The organism is Bulleidia extructa W1219 (assembly GCF_000177375.1).
GTDB lineage: Bacteria > Bacillota_I > Bacilli_A > Erysipelotrichales > Erysipelotrichaceae > Bulleidia > Bulleidia extructa.
Genome location: NZ_ADFR01000002.1, coordinates 306,660 through 333,581, shown reverse-complemented (window position 1 = coordinate 333,581; position 26,922 = coordinate 306,660). Strand labels below are relative to the sequence as shown.

Genomic DNA, 26,922 nt, shown 5'->3' with positions numbered 1-26,922 from the left:
AAGTCACCCCAAGGTGACTTAAGCAGATAAAACCTTTCTTCCCTTTGCTCTACGTCTAGCAAGGACTTTACGTCCACCTACAGTAGACATACGAGCTCTAAAGCCATGGGTAGCTTTTGTTTTTCTTTTGCTTGGCTGGTATGTTCTCTTCATCATGCCACCTCCAATACTTTTTTACATAACTGAAAACATTGCTAGATAATTATAGACAAAACATTGGCTAGTGTCAAACTACTTTTGTGTTTGAAAATATTCCTCAAAAGTAAGATTAACACCACCTTTTTTAACCATTTTTTTAGCCACATCAACTCCTACATACCGCCAATGCCAAGGCATGGAAGTATAACCGGTAATAGTCTCTTTATTGTCAGGATAGCGAAGAATAAAACCATATTTATGAGCATTTTTAACCAGCCATTTATAAGTGTTTGTCTTCGCAAAAGAAACGGTATTATGACCATCCGCCTTGTCGGTAACATCCAAGGCTAAACCAGTTTGATTTTCAGAAAAACCGGCATTCGCTGTTATTTTTTTTGCTTCCGCTTCTCCCAATAAATTGACCCGATCTTCATAGTAATCTTTTTGTTGCTCATAACTACGATAACCGGCTGTAATAAACATAGGAACTTTATCCTTTTTTGCGGCTTCAAACATAGCTTTAGCTTGATCAGCTGCTTCTTTTCTTAATTGAATGACATCAGCTGTACTGTTTAAATAAGGACTTGACAAATTCGCCGGCACATAATCCTTTGGCAAACCATGTGTTTTATCCACAAGAACCGTAATACTACTAGCTTCTGTTAATTCATTCGGTAAAGTGATTTTTTGTGTATCTTTTGGATTGGTTTCTTGTTTTGGTTGAATAGCCGGTTTGGTTAATTGGGGATTATTTAACACATAAACAGATCCCAGTAATACAATAACTCCCAAAACAATCACAGCTTTTGCTATGACATTTAGATTCATTTTTTTCTTAGATTGATTAGACATAAAACTCCTTCATGTTGGTTCTTTGTCATTGTACTGTATAATAGAAATCAATACAAATGGAGGACATACGTCATTATGCCAAAATTATTCAGTTATATTATGTGGGCTTTGGTCATTTATTTTATGATTCGCATTATTTTATTAAGCCAAAAGAACGGGAAAACAAAGGGATTAATCGAGGTGATTCGCTTTGTAGATGATGAAAATCAATTTAATGATAGAATCATAGCTTTAGAAGATCAGTTTCGTGATAAAAATGTGGAATTTTTTCAAAAAACACAGGTTTTAAAACTTTGGGGAGCGGCTAATCATGGTCGAACAACTTCATTTAGTTCTGTTCTTGAAAAATTACAACCGGAAAAGTTAATTCAGCACAATAAAGGAACATCCATAGGAGAAAATGAAGACAGTTTCTTCTATCTTTATATATCCATTCCGAATATTCTTTATGGTCAAAACCAACTGGAACTGATGGAGGAATTATTTCAAAAATTATCTTCGATCAGTGAACAATTATCCTCAGAAATGGTCGTTCAACTTGGTTTACAAGCTAAAAAATACTATCAAGGACAAGAGGATTTTGGAAAATCTTTCTATCAATCCATTTTAGAAGGTGACTATGAAACATTGACCTATTCCAAGAATATGATCAGTGTTTATAAATCCGTTTGTTCCAGTCTTCTAGCAAAAATAGCTCAAGAAGAAAATGATATTGAAGGATTAAAGGCACAAATGGAAACCGTCAATCACTTTAATACGTTAGGTGTAGGACAACGTTTCTTAAATCATCTCAGTTTCCAAATGCCAAAAGAAGAAGTAAAAGAAGAATCTTCAGAAGAAACAATGAATGAAACCATGGTGATGGAAAAATTAACGGATCCACAAGACGAGAATAAAAAATGAAATTAATTGTTGGTTTAGGAAATCCTGGTAAAAAGTATGAACAAACTCGTCATAATAGTGGTTTTTTAGTGATGGATGCGTTAGCTCATTTATGTCATACGAATATTTCTCAAAATAAATGGAATGCGTTGATCAGCCAAGTTCGTATTGGTGCTGAACAAGTGATCCTAATGAAACCACAAACTTTTATGAATGAATCGGGTATAGCGGTTCGCCAAGTTTTTGATTTCTATAAGATGGCTTTGGAAGATATATTGGTGATTCATGATGATATGGATTTAAAAGTGGGTTCTCTCCGGATTCGTCAAAAAGGATCCAGTGGAGGACAAAAGGGAATGAAGTCCATTCAGCAGCATCTCAATAGTCAAATGATTGCTCGTATTCGTGTGGGTGTCGGTCATAGTGAGAAAGGGGTTCATGAAAAAGTCCCTGATTGGGTATTATCTTCCGTCTTTCCGGAAGAAAAAGCTATTTTTCAACAAACCATTGAACAAGCGGCGAAGGCTTGTTATGAGTGGGTCAATGAGCCAATGGATTTGGTTATGAATCGATTTAATAAGAAGGGTTAATGAAACGAACTCTTCTTTTTATTGTATAATCACTAAGCAAAGGAGTCTTCATGGTGTCGATACCTCATTGGTTATTTCAAATCACGAAAGAAAATAAAGCCTTAGAACAAATTCAAAAGAAGAAATCCCCCATTGCGATTTCTTCTACGATTCAAGAGGCTCTTTTAATGGCACTTTCTTATCAACAAAAACCAAGACCAATGATCGTTTTAAAATCCAATTTGTACCTTGCCCAGCAATTCTATGAAAGATTGACTTCTTTTTTATCCGAGAAAGAATGTTCTTTGTTTGGAACAGATGAAAGTCTTCGGGTTGAAGCCATCGCTTCTTCTCCGGAATTAAGTGCTCAACAGGTCGATACTTTGTTTTCATTACAGAAACATCCCAATCAGATTGTGGTGACTTGTCCTTCGGCATATTTAAGGTTTTTACCACTTCCTAGTCAGTTTAAAGAAGCATCCATTCATTTAAAAATCAATGAAGAGTGGTCCATAAAAGTATTAAAGGAAAAATTATTGGCTAGTGGTTATCACCAACAAGCTCATGTCGATCAACCTTTAAGTTTTGCAATTCGTGGAGGGATTGTGGATGTGTATTCCATCAATTATGATCATCCGATTCGCTTGGAATTTTTTGATACACAAATTGAGTCGATTCGATTCTTTGATGAAAATATCCAAAGAACGATTGGAACAATTGAAGAGGTGGAAATTGTGCCGGCTTCCATTGTCTTTTTCTCTTTTAATCAAATAGGCGATATCCGCAAAGGTATCCAACAAGATTTAGAGCGCAATCCTAATGTTTTTCTTCAAGATGAATTGATGACCACCATTCAAGCGATGGAAGCTCATTTGTTTGATAAGAGTATGTATCCATATTATGCTTTTGTCCCTAACATGGCGGGTTTATGGGATTATATGGAAGATGCGGAACTTTTTATTTCTGATGAAATTTTGGTAAATGATGCCATTAAACGCTTAAAAGAAGATACGATTTCTTATATCCAGGAAATGGCGCAAGAAAATAAACTTTTACCTAGATTTGATTTATGGCATGACTTAGAAAGAAGTATGCCGGCATCTCGTTGTTATTATGGAGATAGCTATGGGGATCCTGTATCCCATATAGAAGAAGTGTATCTTCCAAATGAACTTTTGGAAAAAAGAATTCAAATAGCTCAAAAACAGAGAGTCACTGTCTTTGTTTTAAATAAGAAAGAAATACAAAGAATTCGTGAAATCTTAGATCATGAAAAAATAGAATACCGATTTTTGAAAGAAAAAGAAGAAATAGAAAAAGAGGCTCTTTATCTATACGAAGCTGATTGGTCACAAGGGTTCTTTTTGGCGGATCAAGAGGTAGCGGTGTATACGGCAAGGGAATTGTTTGAAGTGCATCATCGAAAGGGTCGTTATGAAAATAAATTTCGTAATGCCGAAATCATTCATGCCTATCAAGAATTAGAACCAAAAGATTATGTAGTTCATGCCAATTATGGTGTTGGACAGTATATGGGAATCGAAACAAAAGAAATCAACCATATCAAGCGAGATTTCTTGAGAATTATTTATAAGGCTAATTCAGAATTACTGGTTCCTTTAGAACAATTTCGTTTGGTGCGTAAATTTGTTTCGCGAGAAGGGATTGTTCCAAAATTAAATAAGCTTGGTTCAGGAGATTGGGAAAAAACTAAAACTAAATTACAAAAGAACGTAGAAGAAGTAGCGACTCGTTTATTAAATTTATATTCATCTCGTGAACAGCACATTGGGTATGCTTTTTCAAAAGATACCGAAGAAACGAAAAAGTTTGAAGATGCTTTTCCATATGATTTGACGGAAGATCAGAAAAAAGCCATGGTGGAAATTAAAAAGGACATGGAAAGCAGTAAGCCCATGGATCGTTTGCTTTGTGGAGATGTTGGTTTTGGTAAAACGGAAGTATCCATTCGAGCTTCTTTTAAAGCTGTTATTGACCATAAACAAGTGGTTGTTTTATGTCCAACCACCATTTTAGCTGAACAACATTTTTCAACCTTTAAGAATCGGTATAAAGATTTTGCGGTTCGCATTGAAGTTTTAGATCGTTTTGTGCAGAAAGACAAACAACAAGAAATCTTAGAAGATTTAGAAAAAGGAAATGTGGATATTCTTATTGGAACACATCGTGTTTTATCAAAGGATGTTCATTTTAAAGATCTAGGTTTATTGGTGATTGATGAAGAACACCGTTTTGGGGTAGAACATAAGGAAAAAATCAAGGAATTAAGAAATGGGGTTGATGTACTAGCTTTAAGTGCTACTCCAATTCCCAGAACACTTCAAATGTCATTGATCGGTGTTCGTTCTTTATCACAATTGGAAACCCCTCCTTTGAATCGGTACTCAGTTCAAACGTATGTGGTGGAAAAAAATCAAGCTTTAATTGTAGATGCCATTCAAAAGGAATTGTCTCGTAAAGGTCAGGTTTTTTACCTCTATAACAATATTGAATTTATTTACAACAGAGCTAGAACACTTCAAAAAGAACTTCCGGATGCCCGTATTGGGGTTGTTCATGGAAAATTGGGACGAGATGAAATTGAAGATATCATGTGGCGTTTTAATCACCAAGAAATAGATATCTTGGTTACTACAACTATCATTGAAAATGGTATTGATATTCCGAATGTGAATACGATCTTGATTGAAGATGCTCAAAACTTTGGTTTATCGCAAATTTATCAAATGAAAGGTAGAGTCGGTCGTTCCAATCGCTTAGCGTATGCGTATTTATTGATTCCAAACCGCAAACAATTATCGGAAGTGGCCCAAAAAAGACTTCAAGCGGTCAAAGAATTTGCGAAGTTGGGCTCTGGTTATAAAGTGGCGATGCGGGATCTGACCATTCGGGGAGCCGGAGATTTATTAGGTTCTTCACAATCCGGATTCATTGATACAGTCGGGATTGATTTCTATATTGAAATGTTGGAGGCTGCTATTGAAGCTAAAAGGAACCATCAGCCCATTCAAAAGAAAGAACCAAAAGTCAAAAACAATATTCAAGTCTCTTCGTATATTCCAACAGGATTTGCGGCCGATGATTTTGATAAGTTGGACTTGTATCAACGAATAGATGCCCTATGTCATCAGCAAGAATTGGAAGATTATAAGTTGGAAATTAAAGATCAATATGGTCGTTTACCAAAAGAAGTAGAAATGATCTTTGATAAGAAGGCATTGGATATAGCTTTATCTGAGAATCATGTGCAACATTATCTGCAAACCGATAAGGCAACGGAAATTACTTTTAGTCCTTTATTTTCTCAATCGGTGGATGGAATACGATTGTTCTCGTTATATTCAGATTTATCAAAGGATATTCAATTGAAATATTTAAACCGATCGATTACGGTCATGATTCCAAATAACGAAAGTTTGAAAATAGGTACACAAGCTATCTATTTAGCGAAGGAGGCAATTCGTCATGAGAGTGGATAAATTTTTAAAGATTTCACGGATATTAAAAAGAAGAACGATTTCAAAAGAACTGGCTCTTCATCAAAGAATTAAAATTAATGATAGGATTGTTAAGCCAAGTCATGAAGTAAAAATAGGGGATATTTTAGAAGTGCAGTATGGCTCAAGAATCCTAGGTGTTCGAATTCTTTCTATTCAAGAAAAAGTGAAAAAGGAAACAGCCATGGAAATGTATGAAGTTGTTTTTGAAAAACGCCTAAGTCTTGATGAAGAGGATATTTCGTGTTAAATTCAAGGTGAGGAAAGTCATGGCAAAGAAAGTTAAGAAAGCACATTTAAAACCGCTCACAAAGCTTTTTCTTTTAGGGGTTATTCTCTTTTTGTTGGTACAGGTGATTGGTCAAGCACGCACGTATTTTAGCTTGAAATCTCAATTGGCGGATGCAAAGGAAAAGCTTCAAAAGGTGAAGGATGAAAACAATCAGTTGAATTCGGAAAAAGAGAAATTACAGGACCCGGATTACGTGGAAAGTTATGCTCGTTCAAACTACATGTTATCAAAAGATGGTGAACAAATTTTCTATATTCCGAAAAAGGACAAATGAAGATGAAAAAAATAAGCTTAATTGTATTGATTAGTTTTCTCTTGGTAGCTTGTGGTACTAAAAAAGAAAAGCCAAAAGAGCAACCGGAAAAAAAGGCAGAAACCGAAGAGCCGTTGAAAAAAGAGAAAGATATTACGAAATCTTTATCTCCTAATATAGTGACGTATTTTGATCGAAACGAGGTTACCAATTTTATCAATCAGGAATTGAGAAAAGAATTTGGTGGAGATGTGAATTTGGTGGATCAAAAGTCAATCTCGTTCACAAAAAAAGAAGGGGTTATCACGGCGAGGGGAGAGTATGTCTTAAAAGGAGAAAAAAAGAAGTTTGAAATTCAATATTTAGATAGGAATGTGGAATATGTGTTGCAATCTTCCAGTCTTAAGACAACCTCTAAAAAAGCGAAAGAGTCAACTTCAAACCCAAAGATCACTTCTAATGAAAAGGTGTATAAAACGTATGAAATGCAGGTTAAATCGAGAATTGTCTTCTTTGCAAAGCATAATGGAGAAGGAGGCTTAAGAGTAACCGCAAAACAGGAAGATGGAAAAGAAATTGAAGTCTTCAATAAAACGGGGACATTTGATACATCGACGACAACGGAATTGAAATCCGGTCAATATACCATCACTATTTATACTTCCGGAGGTACATTTAGTTTTTATTATTACAGCAAATAAAGAGGATAATCACGGGTAGAGTGGCTATCCTTTTTACTTGCAAATCTTGTATAATGAACTCGTCAATGAATTTAATGGGAGAACTGTAAATGGGCAGATTTTATTTAATAGGATTGGTTGTTTTTTTGGGAATTGTATACATAGGTATTGGTTTTGGATTCTATTATTATATGAAGAAAAAGGTCGTGCATGGAAGACGATTGATTGATCATTCAGTGAATGAACAAACACGGACAGATAAAATGGGAATTGGTGAATATGTGACGTATGGTTCTATGATTGTGGTCGCTATTTTAGCCATTATTCCTATCCTAAGTAAAGGAGGAAGTGGAAACGCTATTTTAGCAAGACTGATTATTCTACCTCCTATCATGGCTCTTTTTAATGCTAGAAAAAGAACCGGTCGATCCATGCTGGTGTTGATTATAGCATTCTTATTTTTTATGTTTGGAATGATGGCTTATCTCATTATTGGGATTCCTAAAAAAGCACCAACCTTGAAAATTAATGATACGAAACTGATTGTTACCAAAACAACGGTTGGCGATATGATGAAAGACGGGTTTGACATTTATATCAGACAAGAAAAACATATTAGTTCTAAATATTCAGAAATACTCTCTTCTGGTGAATATGAAAAATATTCAGCCAATCGAAGTGTTTTGATTAAAAAAGAGTTTAAGCAACATTCTTATCCGGTAGCTCGTTCTCCTTATTTGTTGGTTAAAAATGGCGTTGTGATTGGTGGGATTGAAGTTTATGGAGATAAAAATAAAGAGGTGGCGTTAGAAGATTGTAAAATCACTTATTTTGTATTGGATCAAGATAATCTTCCTGAAGTAAGGAAAAATTCTATCTCTTACCAATTTGAAGGGGTGGATCTGTTTTCTAAGTTGACATTAGAAACTGTCCGAAAGGCCTTTGGAAAGAAACTATGGTTATTTCCTTCAAATCCAACATCCAAAACAGACCTATGTTATGGCATCCAGTGGTCAACTCGCAGTGATTTGATTTGGAATGAGTACTATTCTTATATTCGTTTTGATGAACAAAATGATATCACTTCCTTTGAGTTAAGTAGTAAAATTCCAAAAGATAACTAATAAAATATAAAGGCATAAAAAATGAACTATCAGGAGGATTTAAATGAAATATGATGTAAATGGAATAGAAAGTGATGTACTTCGTAAAAAAGTTGGCTTTCCGTGGCTTTTAACTTTTTTGGTCCTGCTTGGTTTTGAACTCATTTTGGTGCTGGTTTTTTTGAGGCATTGGCGGTTACCGTCAATTTTAGATTATTTGAAAATTATTGTGATTGCAGTTGTATTATATGTGGAATGTATCGGGATATTATCGCTGTTTCAATACCATAACAGGCATAGAATAAAGCTGTTTTGCTTAGAAAATGGTGAAACAGAAATGGTCATAGAAAGTGATGGCAGGGTGTGGAAAGTCCCTTTTGAAGATATAAAAGAAGCCCAGTACCGATCTGGATCATATCTAGAAGTACGAGGCCTTATGATTAAAACAAATGAAGGAAATATAGGTATTTCCTGCTTAGGTGATCGACTTAATTTGGTGAAAAATCCGGAAAAAGATATTGAACAATTTGATCAATTTTTTACAGAATTTGTGGAAAAAACGAAGCCGTTCTTAGAAAATGATAGAAGTACCTATGGAACGCTAAGTTCTCTTGTACGTTTGAGAAAAATAAAATAAGTCATTATATTAAATTGTTTTTTGGTGTATATGTTATTATTTTAAATCAATGAAAGTCTATTCCCAAATCGTATGTTGTGCTCTGACTTCATATTTAAACGGCTTATCGTCATTAAATTTAGCTATTAATGTATATCTTGGCCATAGACTATAGTCACAAGTTTGAAGTTCTAAACGAAAGTCAGAAGATCTTTTGGTTTCTTTATGATCAGCCGGATCTAAAGAAAAGAGATCTTTTAATTTTTGTTTTTAAAATCGTCATAGGTTAATGTAGAGATCGCTTTGTTTTCAATTTGAACTTCTTTTATTTGGTTGTTTTCGGCATGAATGCTGTAGTAGGTAATCACACAATCCTTGAGTTTATCGGTATCTTTGGATTTAGGTGTTACACTAACCGTTCCGTAGGATTTCCCATCACGAACCAATTCCATCAGTTCACCATAATAAAAATGATCGTTTCTTTTATTTCTGATTTCACTATCAGCCTCTTTTTTGATTTCCTTATCCCTTGTTTTTTTGGTAAACTGGAACCCATCTTTCAAAAGCTCAGAAGCTTTTGTGCTACCGATTACAATACGACTTTTAGCCACGGTAACTTCAAGCGGTTTGGCCGGAACCCCTGTCAGATTCACGGTGAGTAATAAGAAGAAAAAGGTCATAAAAATCATGCCAAGAACAGCGTTGCTTGAGGCGTAAAAATGAGAACTCCATAATTGATTTTCTGTCTTCTTAAACCAATTGATTTTACGGGATAAGAGTACCAGAACCAGTTTTGATAAGGTTCCAAGTAATCGCATGGCGACAACAATCACAAATTCATATTTAAAGCAAAGATAGATCGATGCAGGAAGACTATGATTTTTTTGGTATATAATAGCGACAACGAATACATTAGCTAATAGAAAAGCCACTAAAAAAACATACACTTCAAAAAGAGCGACAGAATCGGTGATGCTTTCATAGTAATCCGGTCCTCTTGCTTTGAAAGCGTGTCCCATTTTATACATCCACATAGGGACATCTCGGTGTTTTTTAACTGCTTTCACTAGCTGAAAGTAGACAAATAAAGTAGCGATAAAGCATCCTAATGTAGCTAGATAAAATAGCAAGTCGGCGATAAAAAAGCCCATAAATTTTCCTTTCTTCAATCCATGTTTGATTGAACGTCTGCGTTTATTATCTAATGACTCTAAGGTTTTCGTCAATTTTTATTGAACCCTTTTTTCTTATGGATAAAAATGGTCATCGAAAAAGATAAGGAGAGTTTCTAATGGAGATGATTTTATTTGACCAGATGGATATTATCTTCCGGAACAAAATCAATTTCAGGATGTTTTTCTAAATACGAAGAGACTAGATCCGCAAAATCAATACCATTATTTTGAATGATAGGAGCTTCTTTCAACATATCAAAGTTTCCCCCTCCAGCGGCACGGTAATTATTTAAGGCAATGGTGAATTCATCATCTTTTTGAACATCTTTTCCATGATAAACCAGTTGTGTGATTCTTTCTCCAATTGGTTTTCTTAAATCAATGGTATAATCAATTCCTTCAACCATATCGTAGTTATAGTGCATCTTTTTTGGATAAATAAAGTTTTGTGAAACTTCAATATTATTTCCCTTCAAGGTCCAGTAGGAAGCACATTGTTCTAAATAATCTTTCAATTGAGCTCCGGTAATTTTTTTCACTACTAAGGTATTGTCATAAATATAAGTAGAGACGATATCTCTCATAGTGATCTTGTTTTGAAAGCCCACTGCCCCATCATAGATAGAGGAACTGGAAAGTTGCGCTCCGGTTGTTTCTTGTTGAATGCGATTGATGAAAGTAACCAAAGGAGCTTTCTTTAAGCGAGCTTGAAAAGTATCCGAAATTGTTAAGTCCACTTTGGAATGACCGACAACCGTATCTAACCAAGTCTGGGTTTCCTTCTCTTCTTTTTCAACCAATTGAATCATCTTTTCATCCGCCAACATATCATTAGGCAGAATATGACTTTCGATATGGTGATTTTCCGGATAAATATCGATTAAAGCTAGTTCTTTCCCTTTATCTGAGGTTTGGGTATAAACGGTATTAAACAATTTTCCTGATAAAGAACGATGTTGATGACCACTGATCATCACATCAATTCCAGGAATTTCTTTTAAGATACGATAACCTTGGTTTTCTCCACGATCTTCTTCTAATAAAGAACCATTGGAGAGATCTCTTTCAAAACCACCGTGGTATAGACAGATGATATAATCCGGTTGTTCGAATTTTTGAAGGTATTCCACTATTTTTTTAGCACTTTCATAAGCATCTATAAACTCCAATCCCTCGATATGTTCTTGACTTTCCCAAGTAGGGGTATAAGAAGTCACTAAGCTAAAAAAAGCTAATTGGATACCATCTATCTCTTTGATAGCATAGCTCAAGCCGATTGGCACATTTTCTTTTTTGACATTGGCACATAAACAAGGGCTTTCCACATGAGTTAAGTGGATTTGAAGGGCTTTTTGCCCATAATTGAAATCGTGATTTCCCAGACCGATAAAGTCATAGTGCATTTCCTTCATGGCTTTGGTCATCGGATTGATTTCATCAGCGTGAAAATGATAATGATGACGGGTTAAAGGAGAACCCTGAATTGCGTCTCCGTTATCCACTAAAAGAGTATGATCATCTCTTAAAGAGTCAATGAGAGTCTTTAGACGAGCTAAACCTATGTGAACGGATAAACCGTTGGAATATTGAGTTGGCAAGATGGTTCCGTGAACGTCTGAAGTGGCTAAGATACGAATTCTTTTCATAGATCTAAAATCCTTTCGATTTACTAATTATACAACAGCCATGCTATCATTAAACTATGAATACGTTGAGAAAAGAATTAAATTTCAGAGACTTAGGTAATATTCACACAAAAACAGGCAGAAAAATTAAAAAAGGTTTTTTTTATCGTTCTTCCGGTTTGAATCAATTTTCTTCTCAAGATTTAGAAAAGATCAGAAAAATTGGTTTGAAGAAAATCATTGATCTTCGTTCCAAAGAAGAAAGAGAAAAACATCCGGATCCGGATCTTGGTGTTCCTATTATCTGTTTTGATGCCTATCGGGCAAAATATATGGACGATATTGATTTTAGTTTTAATGGGATGTTGAGTCTAGGGGAAAAGGGCTTGCAACAAAAAGCACTTCGATTGAAATATTATGAAAATATGCCATTCGGAAATCCTTATTTAAAGAAAGTGATGGAATTGATTCAAGAAGATGAGTTACCCTTATTGTTTCATTGTGCTAGCGGAAAAGATCGAACGGGATTGATGGCGATGGTCATTTTAGGTTTATTTGAAGTGGAACCTGAAAAGATGTTGGAGGATTATTTACAGACGAACGACTACCGAAGAGCAATTATTGATCAAGTTTTTCTGGAAAGCGCTTCTTTGTTGAAAGAATATCCGGAATTAAATGGACCGTTGATGGAAACTTGTGGTGTGAAATCAGAAATGGGATTGGCTATGATTGCCTCAATCTTAAATCAATATGGTAGTTTTGATCATTATTATGAACAAGAATTTGGAATAGATATAAAAATTAGAGAAAGATTGATAGAACGGTATACAGAGTTATAGAGTTAAGGAGAACATTTAATCATAATTTTAATGAAAAATGGTTTGCTTAATTCTTTTTTGTTCAAGAAGTTAAGCAGGTAGAAAAAAGTGAAGATCTATAAAATAGTACTTTAATGTAATATCATAAATATTCAACGAAATAAATTGGTGGTGGGTTATGAAAAAGTTAAATATTATTGCTAATATCTTTTTTGTATTAAGTTTCATTTTAATGTTATTAGTCATTTTACAAAATTTGAATATTATTCATATGATGCCAACAACTACGCTTAAAGAATCGGAAAGGTTTGTACATTATGGGCTGATAACAAACTGTATTGCATATATTTGTTTATTAATCTCTATAATGATGAAAGTCCTTATTTTTAAAGCCAATAAAACAAGAAATAAAAATAATTGTAATGTTGTAAAAACAAATAAAATGTTAACAATATTGTTTGTGGTTATTATTATTTCTACACTTCTTATAGTGGCTATTTCTTTATTATTCACATTCTTTGCATTAATTGAGGTTCCTGATATTCCAGATTAATGGGCAATGGTATAACTGTACATTATATCGTTACCCTTATTTTTTCTTGCTTAAGGTGGAAATAAGGTAAAAAAGCGTCCATAAAGATAAAAAGGTACTCGATAAAACGCTTCCTAGGAAAATTAGGAAGTGGTAAGATTCGATTTTATGTCAAACCGAATTTGAAGCAAATGAACAGCGACTATTGTGTAACAGATCCGAAAGGAACGACTTAAGTCGATTAGAAAATAAAAATGAACAGGATACAGTAATAAAGACGATCAAGAAGATTAAAGAAATGACGGAGAAGGACATGTCCTATTTTAATGATAAAAGCAGGGAAACCACACAAGATAAACTAAGAAGGATACTGCTGAGGGAGTTATAGAAAAAATCTTTGAGATAAGTAGTGACAAAAGAAATAAAAAATGGACAATGAAGTCCATTTTAATTATTGACGCCCATGTGCTAAACGAGCACGAATCTTGGTGGAACAATATTCAATGATAATCACTAATACAATTAAGGATAACAAGAATGCTCCGACGGCATTCCATTTACTATTTGAAATGGCTTGTGACAATGGAGAACCGATCCCTCCAGCTCCAACAATCCCCAGAATGGTAGCGTCTTTTAAGTTAATATCAAAACGGTAAATAGCGGTTGAAATAAAGGAAGCACTTAATTGTGGTAAGATACCGATACGGATTTTTTGGAAAGTAGTACATCCCATTGCATCTAATGATTCAAGGATACCCGTATCCAAATCTTCAATAGCGGTGATATACATTTTGGAAATCATACCAATGGAACAAACCGCTTGTGTGACAACTCCACAGAAAGGACCAGGACCTGTAACGCGAATCCAAACCAAAGCCCAAATTAAAGCAGGAATGGTACGAATCAATAAAATAACAGCTCTAAAAGTATAGGCGATCGGTTTTGGTACGATGGCGGTAGAAGCCAAGAAACTAAATGGAATAGCTAGGATAGCTCCGATAATGGTGCCTAAGATTGCAATAGCGATGGTTTGAAGAATTAAATAAGGAATACCATTCTCCGTTAAATTTAAGATTAAAGCCCAGTTTGGAGAGAAAAGTCCTCTAATGACTCCTTTCGCTACATTTAATCCCGCTTCTGTAAAGCCGGCGAATTGAAGGGAAGAAGATCCCCAGGATAAAGCCACTAAAATTACTAAGAAAACCGATAAATTACGAAGAAATGTTTTAGGCTCTCTGTTTAAAGCTTGATCTATTTCGTTATACATAAAGCCCTCCTTAAGATAATTTCTTTCTAATAATGCCGTTAACAAAGTCAATGAACCAAACGACAACGAAGACGGATAGAAGAATCATTCCTAAGTCACTATAGGCTCTAAATCCGGTTCTTTCCCGAATGAGAATTCCTAATCCCCCAGCACCTACATATCCTAAAATAGCGGAGGCACGAACATTTAATTCAAAACAATATAAACAATCATCAATGTAGGTTGGTAAAATTTGTGGGACACAAGCTGTCCAGAATGCCTGAAAGGTGGTGGCTCCCATAGATGTCATTGCTTCGTATGGTCCCATGTTGATGGTTTCAATACTTTCGTATAACATCTTCGCCACAATACCGACGGTGAAAACAATGATGGCAACAGTACCGGCTAATGTTCCCAAGCTAAAGACCAGTGCGAAAATGGAAGCATAAATTAATGCCGGAACAGAACGTAACACGGAAAGAATAAAGCGAAAAATTAGTAAACTAGGCCGGTTTTTATTGATATTACTGGAAGAAAGAATGGCTAATGGCAAGCCGATCAAACAGCCTAGAATAGTACCGGTCACTGACATTTGAATGGTTTCAATCAATGGGGTTATCACATGGGAGAAGTAGGCAACATTAGGATGGAAAATTTTATTTAAAATAACAGTGAATTCTCCGATGCGAGAAGCCAAGAGAGAAAAATCAAAGTCAGTCATTTTAGCTGAAATATAAACAGCAATCATTAAAGCTACCAAGATAAAAGGCATGCGACTGACCGGTTTATCAACGGTATGCCCATTTTCTAATTGGATGGTTTTGGGTTTAAAGATACGGTCGAATAAAGATGCTTTCATGCTTTGACCTCTTCTTCATTTCCTTTATAAATATAATCCATGGTGGCTTGATCTAGATCTTTGACTAGACCATCGTAGACAATACGTCCCTTACGAATACCAATGATCCGAGTCGCATATTTAAGAGCCAGATCAACGTGGTGAATATTTAATAGAATGGAAATATTCATTTCCTTATTAATACGTTGAAAGTCTGACATAACAGTATCCGCCATAATGGGATCCAAGGAAGCGACCGGTTCATCTGCCAAAATAATAGATGGATTTTGATTTAGTGTACGAGCTAAGGCAACCCGTTGCATTTGACCGCCGGATAATTCATCTACACGATGATAGGCTTTGTCTAAGATATTGACTTTATCAAGAGCTTCCAGAGCATGAATTTTTTGTTCCTTGGAAAAAGAGGAGAACAGCACTTTATACCAAGGCATATCCGGAACATTTGCCGCTAAAACGTTATTTAAAACGCTTGTACGCGAAACCAAATTAAAGGACTGGAAAATCATACCGACTTTACGCCGATAGTTGCGAAGCTCGTTTCCTTTTAGTTTAGAAACATCTTCACCATCTACTATTAATTCTCCCTTTGTGATATCAATCATGCGATTTACCGTACGAATTAAAGTAGATTTACCGGCACCGGATAGACCGATGATAGCGATGAAGTCACCTTGGTCAATTTTTAAATTCACATTTTCTAGACCCTTTGTGCCATTCGGGTATGTCTTTGAGACATTCTTAAATTCAATCATGTTGTTCTCCTTCTCATTACCTATAAAAAGAAATGGTGCTTTTTAGGCACCATCTAGAATCAGTTTATTTTTGAACTGCTTTTAGAGCTTGACGAGCGCCGTCATAATCTTTGTCGCTTGCTTTTGCATATCCGCTATGCTTGTAAATACCAAAAATCTTTTTACCTTCTTCTGTCTTTGATATTTCAATGATGGAATCTTGGAAAGCGGTCATGAATTCTTTGTTATAAATTTCAGGCTTCTTCATAGTGACGGTTACAGTATCGTTATAAACGTTTTGTGTGACCCCGATCACATTCAATTCATTCCAGATTGAATCTTTGCGACCCCATTCTTTTTGCCATTGTTTTTCATAATCTTGACGACCATCGGCATAACATACGATGACATCAATTTGTTCGGCAGCGGCTTGTTGGAATTCGGCAGCGTAATTTAATGTCGTTACTTTTGATAAATCTTTGATTCCTTTACCCTTGAATTGTTCTTGTAACCACATGGTTGGATAAATATATCCGGCAGAGCTTGTCACATCACGAACAGCCCACTTGGCTTTATCTAAATCTTCCCACGTCAATTTTTCACCAGCATTCACTTTAGCGGCTAGTTTTCTACCATAAGCGGAAGGTCCGGCATAAATGAGACCTTTGTAATAAGTGACCGGTTTATCACTATTTTGTGTCTTATTGGCATCTCCATTCCAATCTTTAGGATTAGTAGAGTCATTTTTGAAACCATGACGAGTAGCCGTCAAAACAACGTCTGAGTCGTTGGAATAAAGAGCGTAAGTTCCACCAGGTAACCAAGCCACGTCAACTGACCCGGCAGATAACGCTTCTCCAGCCGCCTCATAACTATCGGATACGGAAATATCCACTTTACCGATGTTATATCCTTTTTCTTTCATCTTGGCTTTGAATAAATTGCCTAAATTAGAAGTAGCCTTGATGATTTGGTCCGTTGGACGAGATGGAACGAATTGAAACTTAAGACTATCAATGTCTTTCTTACCCGTGTCAGCAGGAAGTACACGTCCGTTCGCATCCTTCTTGGTGTTGGTAGCAGAAGATTTGCCAGAACCACAGCCAACTAGTAAAGCGGCTGTGAGTAGAGATACAGAGATCTTTTTGATGTTCATATTTTTTCCTCCCAAATTGAACAATTTCATTATACAAAAAATATGGCAATAAAATACGTTAATAAATTATTTATTTATTCACAAAGTTCTAAAGAACTCTTTTTATTGATAAAAACTGTAAAAGGAGCATCGCCTCTGATTAAAATAAAATGTATAATAAACAGGTATTACGTCAGTAGCAGCTACCTGACGTTAATCAAAATAAGGAGAAAAAATGAATACAAAAACATTAACACGTATAGCCATGATTGCGGCGGTTTATACCGTTGTTTCTCTTGTGCTGACACCGTTTACCTATGGTAGTGTCCAAGTTCGCATTGCGGAAGCTTTAACGATGTTACCATTGATTTATGCTCCATCTATTTGGGGAGTCACATTAGGTTGCTTTCTGACCAATTTAATTGGAGCGATGATGGCAACCAATCCAACCGGATTTCTCGATGCTATAATTGGGACTCTTGCGACTTTCTTGGCCGCTTATGGAACGTATTATTTTCGAGAAAAGAAGCTCAAGAACATTCCGTTGCTTAGTATTTTATGTCCGATTGTCTTGAATTTTATCTTTGTCGGTGCAGAGCTTGCGTACTTATTCAACCCGGAGAATCTCATGGTTGGTTTCTTAATTCAAGGAACCAGTGTGGCGATCGGAGAGGCTATTAGCGTTATCTTGGGTTATGTATTGATGGAGCCAATGAAAAAATTGATCCAGTAGAGGAAATTTATGACGAAAAAATTATTTCTTGTGATGCTTGTATTGCTTTCGATTCTGTTGATAACAACGGCTTATATTTTAAATAAGAATAAAGGGATTCAACCTGCTCAGAAGTCTGAAACAAAACAACCTCAGGAAAAAAAGCCGGAAACTAAACCGAAAGTTGAATCAGAAGAATCTAACAAACAAGTGACAGCAGATACGAAAACTGCATCTTCTCTTACTTATATTGTGAACAAGAAGCATCCATTGCCGGCAGAATATGAACCTAACGATTTAGTGCGTGTTCCCGTCAAAACAAATGGAACTCCTTGGGCGTTGCGTAAAGAGGCCTCAGATCAATTAGTCAAACTTTTTAAAGCTGCAGAAAAGGATGGCATCTATTTGCGCTTAAGCTCCGGTTATCGATCTTATTCTTATCAGAAACAACTGTATAACTCTTATGCTCGACAAAACGGGAAAGAGGCCAGCGATAAGTTTAGTGCTCGTGCCGGTTATTCAGAACATCAAACCGGTTTAGCAGCGGATATCTTAGGGGCTGATGTCAACTATGACTTTAGTCAAAGGTTTGAAACCCAAAAAGAAGCTATTTGGTTGAAAAAACATGCCCCGAATTACGGTTTTGTTTTGCGCTTTATTAAAGGAAAAGAATCCATTACAGGGTATATGTTTGAACCATGGCATTATCGTTATATAGGAACAAATTTAGCGAAAAAAGTTCAACAAGCAGGAAATGATGTGACGTTAGAAGAATACTTTAATGTTGAAGGAGGAAACTACAAGAATTAGTTTCTTCTTTTTAATGGATTGTTATTGTTGATGATAGGAATAGAAGAAATAGTCGATGTAAAACAGAAAGATAATAAAGTGTCATCAATAAATAAAGTAGAGAAGTCCTAATTTCATAGGAGCTTATAGATGTTTTAGGATAGTACAGATGGGTTTGTATTTAGCTTGTTTTTTGAAAATAAGAAGTTCTGAAGGCATTGTTTGTGATTCTTATGACGAATAAACAAAGCAGATGGTATAATGGTTTTATGAAAAAAGCATTATTTATCACAATAGAAGGTCCGGATGGGTCAGGAAAATCAACGGTGAGTCAAACTGTTTGTCAAAGACTTCAACAAGAAGGTTATCGTTTACAACTAACTAGAGAACCGGGAGGATCGAAGATTGCCGAGCAAATTCGTTCCATTATCCTAGACCCCCAGAATACAGATATGGATGCGCGTACAGAGGCTTTATTATATGCGGCCAGTCGTCGTCAGCACTTAATGGATAAAGTATTACCGGCTTTAGAAAATGGGATACCGGTTATTTCTGATCGCTTTGTGGATAGCTCTTTGGCTTATCAAGGAGTGGGACGTTGTATTGGGATTGAACCTGTATGGCTGATCAACGAATTTGCGATAGAGGGCTGTTTACCCGATAAAACCATCTATCTGGATATTGATGCTGAAACGGGTCTTAGAAGAATTCAAAAGGGGAGAAACCAGTTAGATCGTTTAGACCAAGAAGAAGCTTCGTTCCATACTCGTGTATTCCAAGGCTACCAAACTATTTTGAAACGCTTTCCTGATCGTTTTATCAAAGTAGATGCTCGTCAAGGATTGGAAAAAGTGGTGGAAGATACTTATGTTGTGTTGAAAGGATTACTGGATGCTCAATAGGTTATCTTTCATGCAAACCATGGCTTATCAACAAATTGAAAGAACTTTGAGAAATCAAAATTTTTCTCATGCTTATTTATTTGTAGGAAATGCTCATCAAGATATGCGAGATTTAGCGACTTTTTTTGCTCAAAGTTTACTGTGCTCAAAGAGTGATATCGCTTGCGGAATTTGTGGATCTTGCGAAAGAGTGATCCAAGGGCAACATCCTGATTACCAACACCTCAACGGAGAAGAAAAAGCGATATCTAAAAAAGAAATAGATGAGCTGCAAAACTATTTTTCAAAAACAGCGGTGGAAAACGCAAAGGGAAGAAGGGTTTGTTTCTTAGAGCACATGGAAACAGCCAGTCTATCCGCTCAAAATAGTTTGTTGAAATTTTTGGAAGAACCGTCAAAGGGTGTTGTGATTATTTTGAGTGTGCCTAAGGAGTCTTCTATTCTTCCTACCTTAGTTTCTCGTTGTATTCCAATTTATTTTCAAAGTGTCAATCAAAAGGAGTTGTTACAACAAGCGTTGAAATTAGGCTATGGACAAGAGGATGCGTATTTCTTATCACTGATCAGTCAAAGTGAAGAAGAGTTAAAACAGAACCATGAAAAAGAAGAGTATGCCAAGGCTATCTTGATGTTGAAAGAAAGTTTAGAACAACCACAAGAATTGTTGGTGGATTATCATGTGTCTTTAAAACCGAAAGATAAAGATAGCCATTTATTTTTATTAAATACCTATTTTCATTTTGTGGCACAAGCCATGCGTCAAGCCTTAATGAAAGAAGAAGTGGGACCTACCTGGTTGGTGGACTACATTCGAAAAGCGAAAGATGATAAAGAACAAGCCATGGTTTATGCTTTGGTGATGGAAGCTTTAGATCGTCTGAATAAATATAACGATCCAACTTTACTTTTTGAACAAACAATATATCAATGGAGGATTTTAAAAAATGACAACCGTAGAAGAAAATAGTTGTGCCTGTCCTCTTCAACAAGAAGATCCGGATATTCATTTTCCTTATAGTGTGGCTGTTCGTTTTCGTAATGGATCTAGATTATATTCCTTTGGGACTCAAGATGGAACGATTAAAAAGGGAAGTTATGTAGTTGTAGAAACAGAACAGGGGTTAGAATTGGCTGAAGTGGAAGCGGATGCGATAGATCCTGCTAAATATAAACTAAAAATGCCTCAAAAAGAGATTCTACGAGTCGCAAGCGAAAAAGATGTATGGATGAATGAACAAAATATAGCCCTCGAAAAAGAAGCTTTAGAAGTATGCCGAACAGGAATTGCACAATTTCAACTAGAAATGAATTTATTGAATGTTCAATATAATTTAGATCGAACAAAAGTCTTGTTTATTTATGCGGCGGATCAACGGGTGGATTTTCGTGAATTGTTACGATTCTTAGGATCTAAGCTGCATTGTCGTATTGAATTAAGACAAATTGGAGATCGGGATAAAGCGAAAATGATTGGAGCGATTGGTGTTTGTGGTCGTGAGACTTGCTGCTCGAGTTTTAAGGATAAATTTGATGTTATTTCTATTAATATGGCGAAGAATCAGAACCTTGCTTTGAATATTGATAAGCTGTCAGGAATGTGTGGAAAACTGATGTGTTGTTTAAAATATGAGGATGATGCTTATAAAATGGCCAGTCAGTCTTTACCTAAAATTGGTTCTCATATCCAATGGGAGGGACAGGATTATCGTTTAAGTTCCATCAATGTTTTGCGAGAAGAAGCACGGTTGGATAATCGAGAAAGTGTGGTCTATGTCAGTTTTGCGGAATTAAGAGGAGAAGAAAAACCGGTCATTGAGCCAAAGGTATCGGCAGTCAAAAAAGAAGTGATTAAAAAAGAAGTCGTGAAAAAAGAAACGATCAAAAAAGAAAATTCTGCACCACTTCCAAAGAAAAAGAAAAAGGTGGTTTACCGAAGATGAAACCACAAAAAGAAGTCACACAAAAGAAAGTGACGACACGCAGCTTTGGTAAGAAAAAGGTAGTACAATGATTCGTCAGAAATCTTTTCATAACAAGCGGGCTACTTTATTTCTAGTACCGACTCCCATCGGGAATATGACAGAAATATCCATGCGACAAAAAGAAACTTTGGAAAAGGTCGATGTGATTGCTTGTGAAGACACGCGAAATAGTGGCCAGTTATTGAAAACATTGGGTATTAATAAACGGTTGATAGCTTATCAAAACTTTAACGAAGAAAACTCTTCCAAAGGGATTTTGTCTTTATTGGAAGAGGGGAAAGATGTGGCTTTGATTAGTGATGCCGGTTATCCTTTGATTTCAGATCCCGGTCAAAAGGTGGTTCAATTGGTGAGTCGTTCGGGCTATAATGTGGTGCCGATTTCAGGTAGTTCCGCCATTTTGAATGCTTTAGTGGCCAGTGGTTTAGTGGTACAACCGTTCTTATTTGTGGGTTTTTTAGGGAATCAATCCAGTCAAAGAAGAAAACGACTGAAAGAATTTAAAGATTATCCAATGACGATGGTTTTTTATGAAGCACCTCATCGGATTGAAAAGTGTTTAAAAGATTGTTTGGAAATATTAGGGGATCGCTCTTGTACGTTAGCCAGAGAAATGACCAAATTGCATGAAGAATTCATTCGCGGTACTTTTTCAGAAATATTGGAAATATGTAAAGAATTAAAAGGGGAAATGGTGTTAGTGGTTGAAGGTAAGGCGGAGAGTGACGAAGTCGATTTCAACGAAGTGGTTGGTGAAGTTCAAAAGTTGGTGGATCAAGGATTTAGAACCAAAGAAGCCAGTAAACAAATAGCTGACAAAATGGGGTTATCCAAAAATAAAGTTTATGATCTATACTTGGAAACATTGCCAAAAGAGTAGACTTTTTCTAAAATAAGAAAAAAGAGGATAGAGTATGTTAAAAAATCCAACGGTATTAAAATATATGATTTTTATTTTAGTCGGCATTATCTTGGTGTTGACGGTTGCGGTTATTTACTTGGTTTTCAAGAAAAATGAATATTATGTAGATGAGACAGGAGAAGAGGTAAAACCGGTTCCAGCCATTAAAAAAACGCCAATACAGCCGATTGAATTAGATGTAACAGATGATGAAGTCACAAAAGTAGCTCCTGTGATTCAAGAAAAACCAAGCTTAAAGGGATTATTGATTTTAATCTCGGTAGGAAATCAATCAAAGAGTCAATCGTTCTTGGATTTCCCATGTGTTATCGGGCGAGAAGCGGCTTCTGATTTTGTGTTAAATGATCCGGCAGTATCCCGAAAACATTGCCAAATTTTAAGAGAAGAGGAATCATTTTTCTTGGAAGATTTATCAGAACATAATGGTACTTTTTTAAATGGAACGAAGATAGTACCACACTCTAAAATAAAATTAAATGTTGGTGACGAGGTTACAGTAGGTCATGTATCACTTAAGATTCAACAAGAAATTCGTGCTTAGGGATATCCTAAGTACTTTTTATTTTTTAAAATGAATCTCTATAGTAGATATAGTGTCAGTAGATCAGAATAAAATAAATAGATATGAATTTTTTTCAATGATAAGAAACAAAAGAAATTCATACTAAATTCATATGAGCATATTACTCTATGGATGAAGCCGAGAAAGGATGAATTGATTGTGGCAAAAATACTTTTTCTAGAAGATGAAAAAATGATCCGAGAGGTATTATCGGAATACATGATAGTGGCAGGGCATGAGGTGATACCTTGCGAAAGAGGAGATGATGCTCTTGCTTTGGTGGAAGAAGGAAAAGACTTTGATTTGGCGGTATTGGATATACGAGTTCCGGGTGCTAGTGGATTGGAAGTTCTACAAGCGATTAAAGCGAAAATGAAAGAAGAAGTAGGAACGATTATGTTGACAGCTTATGATGATATCAATACCCAATTGGAAGCGTTTCATTTTTTAGCAGATGATTATATAACTAAGCCGGCTTCTCCCATCATTTTGATTAAAAGAATGGAGGCTGTTTTAAGAAGGACAAGGAAGAAACCTTCCTCTTTAATGGGACATGGGCTTATTGTCGATGAAGAGGAGTTTAGAGCGTATTATAATCAAAAAAATTTAAAACTTACGGTAAGCGAATTTCTTTTGTTGAAGACATTGCGTGATAGTCCGGGAAGAGTGTTTAGTCGGGATCAGCTAATCGATCAAATTTTTGCGGAAGAATATATTGCAAACGATAGAATCATAGACGCCCATGTTAAAAATCTTAGAAAAAAATTGCCTTTTGATTATATCGAAACAGTGATCGGGTTAGGCTATCGATGGAGGAAAGAAGATGAAATTGGGCAATAAAACATTTTTATACAGCGTTATCATTGCTTTCATTACGGGAATGGTGATTTTCTCTTATATGATCTTTTTGATGCCGGCGATGTATATGGATTATAAGGAAAAGCAGAACAGGGAGAATGCCAAGAGTTCCTTAGCTTATTTTAAGGATCATGAATCTTTGAAAGGAATGGAAATGCGTGATTCAGGTGTGTTTGGAATCGCCATTCCTGACAAGGGGTATACGATTAAAATTGCGGGTTCGGGGTTTGAGGGGAATATTGAGTTTATCAGTCCTTCTGCCAGAAAGCTCATTGATCAAATTAGATCTTTAAATCAAAAAAGCTTTGAAAAAAGTGATGATTTATTTCAAAAGTTCAAGCCGCTTTTATCCTCCGTTCTCCATGAAAACATGGGTGAAATTAAAAAGAATTTCAAGTTTACAATGGATGTGGATAAATCTGTCATGCCGTTTAAGGCGCAAAAACGGAAGATCCATATGCTTGGTGGTGGAATGGGAATGGGTGAGTTTACAGTAAAAAGTAATTACTCCGGAACCAGTTATACCAATTTTGTGGGCTTTGTTAAAAAAGGGAAAACCATGTTGGTGATTGTGAATAGTGTGATGACTCCTACTGCCAAAGAGATTTTACCAGTGATTTATGGTTCTATACCAACGCTTGTGTTATTGATGATTATCTTAGCCTTTGGAGTTTCTGAAATTTATTCTAAAAAAATTGTGAAACCGATTAAAAAACTCTCCATTGATGCGGAAAAAAGGATGTATGCTTCTTCTTATTCTCTAGATCCGTTAGAGGTTTCGGGGAAGGATGAGATTGCAGATTTGACAACAGCCTTAAATCTTCTGTATCAAAAACAAGCACAGGCAGTTGAGGAGTTGGAAGAGGAAAACAAGCGAAAAGAAGTCTATATGAGAGCTTTATCCCATCAATTGAAAACACCTGTTACAGCCTCGCTTCTTCTAGTGGACGGTATGATTGGAAAGGTTGGTAAGTTTGGAGATAGAGAAATTTATCTGCCCGAGGTAAAAGACCAGCTTCAAGAAATGATGAGCATTATAAATGAGGCATCTAGTATTCATCATATGAGTGATCAGCAAGAGATAGAGTGGATTGATTTAGAAGTTCTTTGTCGAGAAATCATTGAAAAAAATCGGATTAATGCTGAGGCTAAAGGAATCACTTTACGAATAGAGAATCCTGAAAAGAAAGTTTATTGGCAAAAGAATGTTAGGATGCTTAGGAAAATATTAGAAAATTTGATTGTGAATGGGATTGATCATACGACAGAAAATGGCGATGTGAAACTGATCATACAAGAAACAAAGATTCGAGTTTTGAATCATCCTGGCCATATTGAAGAAGGTCTAATAGAAAATATATTTGAACCATTTGTGACAAGTGTACAAGAGGAGAATCTTGATAAACAGAAAGGTCATGGACTTGGCCTTTATATCGCGAAATATTTTGCCGGAAAACTGGGCTTGGAACTGAAAGGTAAGAATTTACAAGATGGTGTTGAGTTTATGATAGAGAAAAGAGGTAAAAATGATTAGATTGGATCATGTAAAGGTTCATTTCAAAGACAAAGTGGCTTTGAATCTTGGCCGTGTGGTAGAAATTGAAGATGGTGAAAGGGTCGGTATTATCGGTAGTAATGGTGCCGGTAAAAGTACATTACTTAAAAGTATCTTAGGACTGGTTTCTTATCAGGGGAACATCAATCTTGCCATTCCATCGAATCAAATTGCTGTTCATATGCAACAGAATGAATACATTGAAACTGTCCCAATCCGAATCATCATTGAAATGGTGATGGGATGTCGGATTCATGATCATCCGAAGCTTGTTGAAATGATTCGATTTTTAGAATTTGAAGATTGCTTAAATAAGAGATGGAAACATCTTTCGGGTGGTCAAAAGCAGCGATTGACTTTGATATTGGTCATGTGTCAAGACAGTAAGATCACTATGTTTGATGAGGTTACCTCGGGTCTTGATTTTGAAACACGACAGCGTTTGATGGATAAGCTTGTGGAATGGTATAAGGATAAAAAGACAACTCTTTTGATCACATCACATTACTATACGGAGCTGGATAATTTAGCCACTAAAATATTATATTTAAAAGATGGCCGTGTAGTGGATTATGGTTCAAAAGAAGAACTTTTCCGAAAATATTGTGGAAATGCGGTACTGATTGTTGAAGATACGAAAAAAGCAGCGGCTATTGCTGAAGGACACAAGCGTATTTTATCCGGGGAAGGATTGATAGCATTATCTTGTCGTAATGCTGAAGAAGAGATGATCATCACAGAAAAGCTAATTAAAAATCAGATCAATTACAGAAGAAGTGATAATGATATTGAGATGATGACGATTAATGCGGGGAGAAACTATGAATAAGTATACGATTAAATATGAATTTTTAAATACATTGTATAATGGATATTCCATTTTCTTTGGAACCATATTTCCGATTTTACTTATTCACCTAATTAGTCGATCCGTGTTAAAAAACGTACCGGAGAACATGAAATCAGAAGTGATCACGACGATATTTATGGGAATGGCCATGTTGATTCCTTTAGCCAGTATTTTTCTAAGCCATGCTTCGACGTATTCCAATGAATTAGACAAGCGTGTTCCGGAAAGGATTCTGCTATTTGGCTTTTCTGAAAAGGATATTTTTCTGAATAAACTGATTTCGTATTCCATCTTTTTGACTCTTTGTTTGGGAATCTATTTACTAGGAACAATACCGTTCTTCAATTTAAAAATACCGACTTTGAAGGCGGGTATTATTTGGATTTTGGGAATTTATGTTTTGTCTGGAATTATGATGGCTTTAGCCCATGGGCTTGCGACCATGATTAGAAAATTTGGACCTACGTATGGAGTGTCCATGGGAATATACTTTGCCATGATGATTCTAAGTGGGAATATGGGGGTTTCTGTATCAGATTTGCCAAAATCATTAAGATGGTTATCGGATTTATTACCAATGAGGCAATTGGGAAGTGGTTATATCGATTTCTGGATGGGGCGAGATTTTAATTTTGGACCTCTCATTCAATCCATGATTTTTATGACGGCAGTTAGCACTGTGATTTTACTGATCGCATTCAAAGTGAGGGATAGAAAAAACTAAGTTTTTATGACTGAAAAGATCCCAGCTGGAACCATCAATATA

Annotated in this window: 30 protein-coding genes; 22 read left to right on the top strand and 8 right to left on the bottom strand. The window is 35.8% G+C overall.

What is annotated here, in order from left to right:
* Positions 1-18: 18 nt before the first annotated feature.
* Entirely contained in the window at positions 19-153 is a 135-nt protein-coding gene (gene rpmH / locus HMPREF9013_RS02190; protein WP_040333247.1) for a 50S ribosomal protein L34, read from the bottom strand.
* A gap of 78 nt (positions 154-231) precedes the next feature.
* A complete protein-coding gene (locus tag HMPREF9013_RS02185; RefSeq protein WP_006626739.1) occupies positions 232-990 on the bottom strand; it encodes a M15 family metallopeptidase in 759 nt (252 codons plus the stop codon).
* A 75-nt stretch (positions 991-1,065) separates the two neighbouring features.
* Between HMPREF9013_RS02185 and HMPREF9013_RS02180 the strand changes: the two genes are divergently transcribed.
* From HMPREF9013_RS02180 to HMPREF9013_RS02145, 8 genes are all read left to right on the top strand, one after another.
* Complete coding sequence (locus tag HMPREF9013_RS02180; protein ID WP_006626738.1) at positions 1,066-1,893, top strand: hypothetical protein; 828 nt, start codon at positions 1,066-1,068, stop codon at positions 1,891-1,893.
* A complete protein-coding gene (pth, locus tag HMPREF9013_RS02175; RefSeq protein ID WP_006626737.1) occupies positions 1,890-2,462 on the top strand; it encodes an aminoacyl-tRNA hydrolase in 573 nt (190 codons plus the stop codon). The genes HMPREF9013_RS02180 and pth overlap by 4 nt, the downstream gene beginning before the upstream one ends.
* Before the next feature lie 50 nt (positions 2,463-2,512).
* On the top strand, positions 2,513-5,941 hold the full coding sequence (gene mfd / locus HMPREF9013_RS02170) for a transcription-repair coupling factor (RefSeq protein WP_006626736.1): 3,429 nt from the start codon (positions 2,513-2,515) through the stop codon (positions 5,939-5,941).
* Entirely contained in the window at positions 5,928-6,209 is a 282-nt protein-coding gene (locus HMPREF9013_RS02165) for an RNA-binding S4 domain-containing protein (RefSeq protein WP_006626735.1), read from the top strand. Before mfd ends, HMPREF9013_RS02165 begins: the two co-directional genes overlap by 14 nt.
* Before the next feature lie 19 nt (positions 6,210-6,228).
* Positions 6,229-6,525, top strand: coding sequence for an FtsB family cell division protein (locus HMPREF9013_RS02160; RefSeq protein WP_006626734.1), 297 nt, complete (start codon positions 6,229-6,231; stop codon positions 6,523-6,525).
* Positions 6,526-6,527: 2 nt separating this feature from the next.
* The gene (locus HMPREF9013_RS02155; RefSeq protein ID WP_006626733.1) at positions 6,528-7,205 is read left to right on the top strand and encodes a hypothetical protein; all 678 of its coding nucleotides are present in this window, start codon (positions 6,528-6,530) and stop codon (positions 7,203-7,205) included.
* An 89-nt stretch (positions 7,206-7,294) separates the two neighbouring features.
* A complete protein-coding gene (locus HMPREF9013_RS02150) occupies positions 7,295-8,308 on the top strand; it encodes a hypothetical protein (protein ID WP_006626732.1) in 1,014 nt (337 codons plus the stop codon).
* 43 nt (positions 8,309-8,351) lie between these two features.
* On the top strand, positions 8,352-8,924 hold the full coding sequence (locus HMPREF9013_RS02145) for a hypothetical protein (protein WP_006626731.1): 573 nt from the start codon (positions 8,352-8,354) through the stop codon (positions 8,922-8,924).
* 236 nt (positions 8,925-9,160) lie between these two features.
* Here the strand turns inward: HMPREF9013_RS02145 and HMPREF9013_RS02140 are convergent, their stop codons facing one another.
* Complete coding sequence (locus HMPREF9013_RS02140) at positions 9,161-10,054, bottom strand: hypothetical protein (protein WP_006626730.1); 894 nt, start codon at positions 10,052-10,054, stop codon at positions 9,161-9,163.
* 152 nt (positions 10,055-10,206) lie between these two features.
* A complete protein-coding gene (locus tag HMPREF9013_RS02135) occupies positions 10,207-11,724 on the bottom strand; it encodes a bifunctional metallophosphatase/5'-nucleotidase (RefSeq protein ID WP_006626729.1) in 1,518 nt (505 codons plus the stop codon).
* Between the two features lie 56 nt (positions 11,725-11,780).
* Between HMPREF9013_RS02135 and HMPREF9013_RS02130 the strand changes: the two genes are divergently transcribed.
* From HMPREF9013_RS02130 to HMPREF9013_RS07705, 3 genes are all read left to right on the top strand, one after another.
* A complete protein-coding gene (locus tag HMPREF9013_RS02130) occupies positions 11,781-12,542 on the top strand; it encodes a tyrosine-protein phosphatase (RefSeq protein ID WP_006626728.1) in 762 nt (253 codons plus the stop codon).
* A gap of 157 nt (positions 12,543-12,699) precedes the next feature.
* Complete coding sequence (locus HMPREF9013_RS02125; RefSeq protein WP_040333242.1) at positions 12,700-13,074, top strand: hypothetical protein; 375 nt, start codon at positions 12,700-12,702, stop codon at positions 13,072-13,074.
* A 277-nt stretch (positions 13,075-13,351) separates the two neighbouring features.
* Positions 13,352-13,441 (top strand): hypothetical protein, encoded by a 90-nt coding sequence (locus tag HMPREF9013_RS07705; RefSeq protein ID WP_408610309.1) that lies wholly within the window; start codon positions 13,352-13,354, stop codon positions 13,439-13,441.
* A 63-nt stretch (positions 13,442-13,504) separates the two neighbouring features.
* On the opposite strand, the gene phnE (HMPREF9013_RS02120) is transcribed toward HMPREF9013_RS07705, so the two are convergent.
* From phnE (HMPREF9013_RS02120) to HMPREF9013_RS02105, 4 genes are all read right to left on the bottom strand, one after another.
* Positions 13,505-14,320: a phosphonate ABC transporter, permease protein PhnE gene (gene phnE, locus HMPREF9013_RS02120; protein WP_006626726.1), complete on the bottom strand. Its 816-nt coding sequence runs from the start codon at positions 14,318-14,320 to the stop codon at positions 13,505-13,507.
* 10 nt (positions 14,321-14,330) lie between these two features.
* Positions 14,331-15,158 (bottom strand): phosphonate ABC transporter, permease protein PhnE, encoded by an 828-nt coding sequence (gene phnE, locus HMPREF9013_RS02115; RefSeq protein WP_006626725.1) that lies wholly within the window; start codon positions 15,156-15,158, stop codon positions 14,331-14,333.
* On the bottom strand, positions 15,155-15,910 hold the full coding sequence (gene phnC, locus HMPREF9013_RS02110) for a phosphonate ABC transporter ATP-binding protein (RefSeq protein ID WP_006626724.1): 756 nt from the start codon (positions 15,908-15,910) through the stop codon (positions 15,155-15,157). Before phnC ends, phnE (HMPREF9013_RS02115) begins: the two co-directional genes overlap by 4 nt.
* A 64-nt stretch (positions 15,911-15,974) precedes the next feature.
* Positions 15,975-17,045: a phosphate/phosphite/phosphonate ABC transporter substrate-binding protein gene (locus HMPREF9013_RS02105; RefSeq protein WP_006626723.1), complete on the bottom strand. Its 1,071-nt coding sequence runs from the start codon at positions 17,043-17,045 to the stop codon at positions 15,975-15,977.
* A 214-nt stretch (positions 17,046-17,259) separates the two neighbouring features.
* Here HMPREF9013_RS02105 and HMPREF9013_RS02100 point away from each other — a divergent pair, with 214 nt between their 5' ends.
* The 11 genes from HMPREF9013_RS02100 to HMPREF9013_RS02050 all read left to right on the top strand — a co-directional run bounded on the left by HMPREF9013_RS02100 (position 17,260) and on the right by HMPREF9013_RS02050 (position 26,880).
* Complete coding sequence (locus tag HMPREF9013_RS02100; protein ID WP_006626722.1) at positions 17,260-17,757, top strand: QueT transporter family protein; 498 nt, start codon at positions 17,260-17,262, stop codon at positions 17,755-17,757.
* A 9-nt stretch (positions 17,758-17,766) separates the two neighbouring features.
* Positions 17,767-18,546, top strand: coding sequence for a M15 family metallopeptidase (locus HMPREF9013_RS02095; RefSeq protein ID WP_006626721.1), 780 nt, complete (start codon positions 17,767-17,769; stop codon positions 18,544-18,546).
* Between the two features lie 248 nt (positions 18,547-18,794).
* The gene (gene tmk / locus HMPREF9013_RS02090) at positions 18,795-19,427 is read left to right on the top strand and encodes a dTMP kinase (RefSeq protein WP_040333324.1); all 633 of its coding nucleotides are present in this window, start codon (positions 18,795-18,797) and stop codon (positions 19,425-19,427) included.
* Positions 19,417-20,394: a DNA polymerase III subunit gene (locus HMPREF9013_RS07170; protein ID WP_050772074.1), complete on the top strand. Its 978-nt coding sequence runs from the start codon at positions 19,417-19,419 to the stop codon at positions 20,392-20,394. Before tmk ends, HMPREF9013_RS07170 begins: the two co-directional genes overlap by 11 nt.
* Positions 20,372-21,367, top strand: coding sequence for a regulatory iron-sulfur-containing complex subunit RicT (ricT, locus tag HMPREF9013_RS02080; RefSeq protein WP_006626718.1), 996 nt, complete (start codon positions 20,372-20,374; stop codon positions 21,365-21,367). Before HMPREF9013_RS07170 ends, ricT begins: the two co-directional genes overlap by 23 nt.
* A gap of 67 nt (positions 21,368-21,434) precedes the next feature.
* Positions 21,435-22,289, top strand: coding sequence for a 16S rRNA (cytidine(1402)-2'-O)-methyltransferase (gene rsmI / locus HMPREF9013_RS02075; RefSeq protein WP_006626717.1), 855 nt, complete (start codon positions 21,435-21,437; stop codon positions 22,287-22,289).
* Positions 22,290-22,323: 34 nt separating this feature from the next.
* Positions 22,324-22,872: an FHA domain-containing protein gene (locus HMPREF9013_RS07165; RefSeq protein ID WP_006626716.1), complete on the top strand. Its 549-nt coding sequence runs from the start codon at positions 22,324-22,326 to the stop codon at positions 22,870-22,872.
* A gap of 180 nt (positions 22,873-23,052) precedes the next feature.
* Positions 23,053-23,733: a response regulator transcription factor gene (locus tag HMPREF9013_RS02065; protein ID WP_040333314.1), complete on the top strand. Its 681-nt coding sequence runs from the start codon at positions 23,053-23,055 to the stop codon at positions 23,731-23,733.
* Positions 23,717-25,285, top strand: coding sequence for a HAMP domain-containing sensor histidine kinase (locus HMPREF9013_RS02060; protein ID WP_006626714.1), 1,569 nt, complete (start codon positions 23,717-23,719; stop codon positions 25,283-25,285). Before HMPREF9013_RS02065 ends, HMPREF9013_RS02060 begins: the two co-directional genes overlap by 17 nt.
* Positions 25,278-26,135 (top strand): ATP-binding cassette domain-containing protein, encoded by an 858-nt coding sequence (locus HMPREF9013_RS02055; RefSeq protein ID WP_006626713.1) that lies wholly within the window; start codon positions 25,278-25,280, stop codon positions 26,133-26,135. The genes HMPREF9013_RS02060 and HMPREF9013_RS02055 overlap by 8 nt, the downstream gene beginning before the upstream one ends.
* Positions 26,128-26,880 carry an ABC transporter permease gene (locus HMPREF9013_RS02050; RefSeq protein WP_006626712.1) on the top strand — a complete coding sequence of 251 codons (753 nt, stop codon included), beginning with the start codon at positions 26,128-26,130 and terminating at the stop codon, positions 26,878-26,880. Before HMPREF9013_RS02055 ends, HMPREF9013_RS02050 begins: the two co-directional genes overlap by 8 nt.
* Positions 26,881-26,922 lie beyond the last annotated feature (42 nt).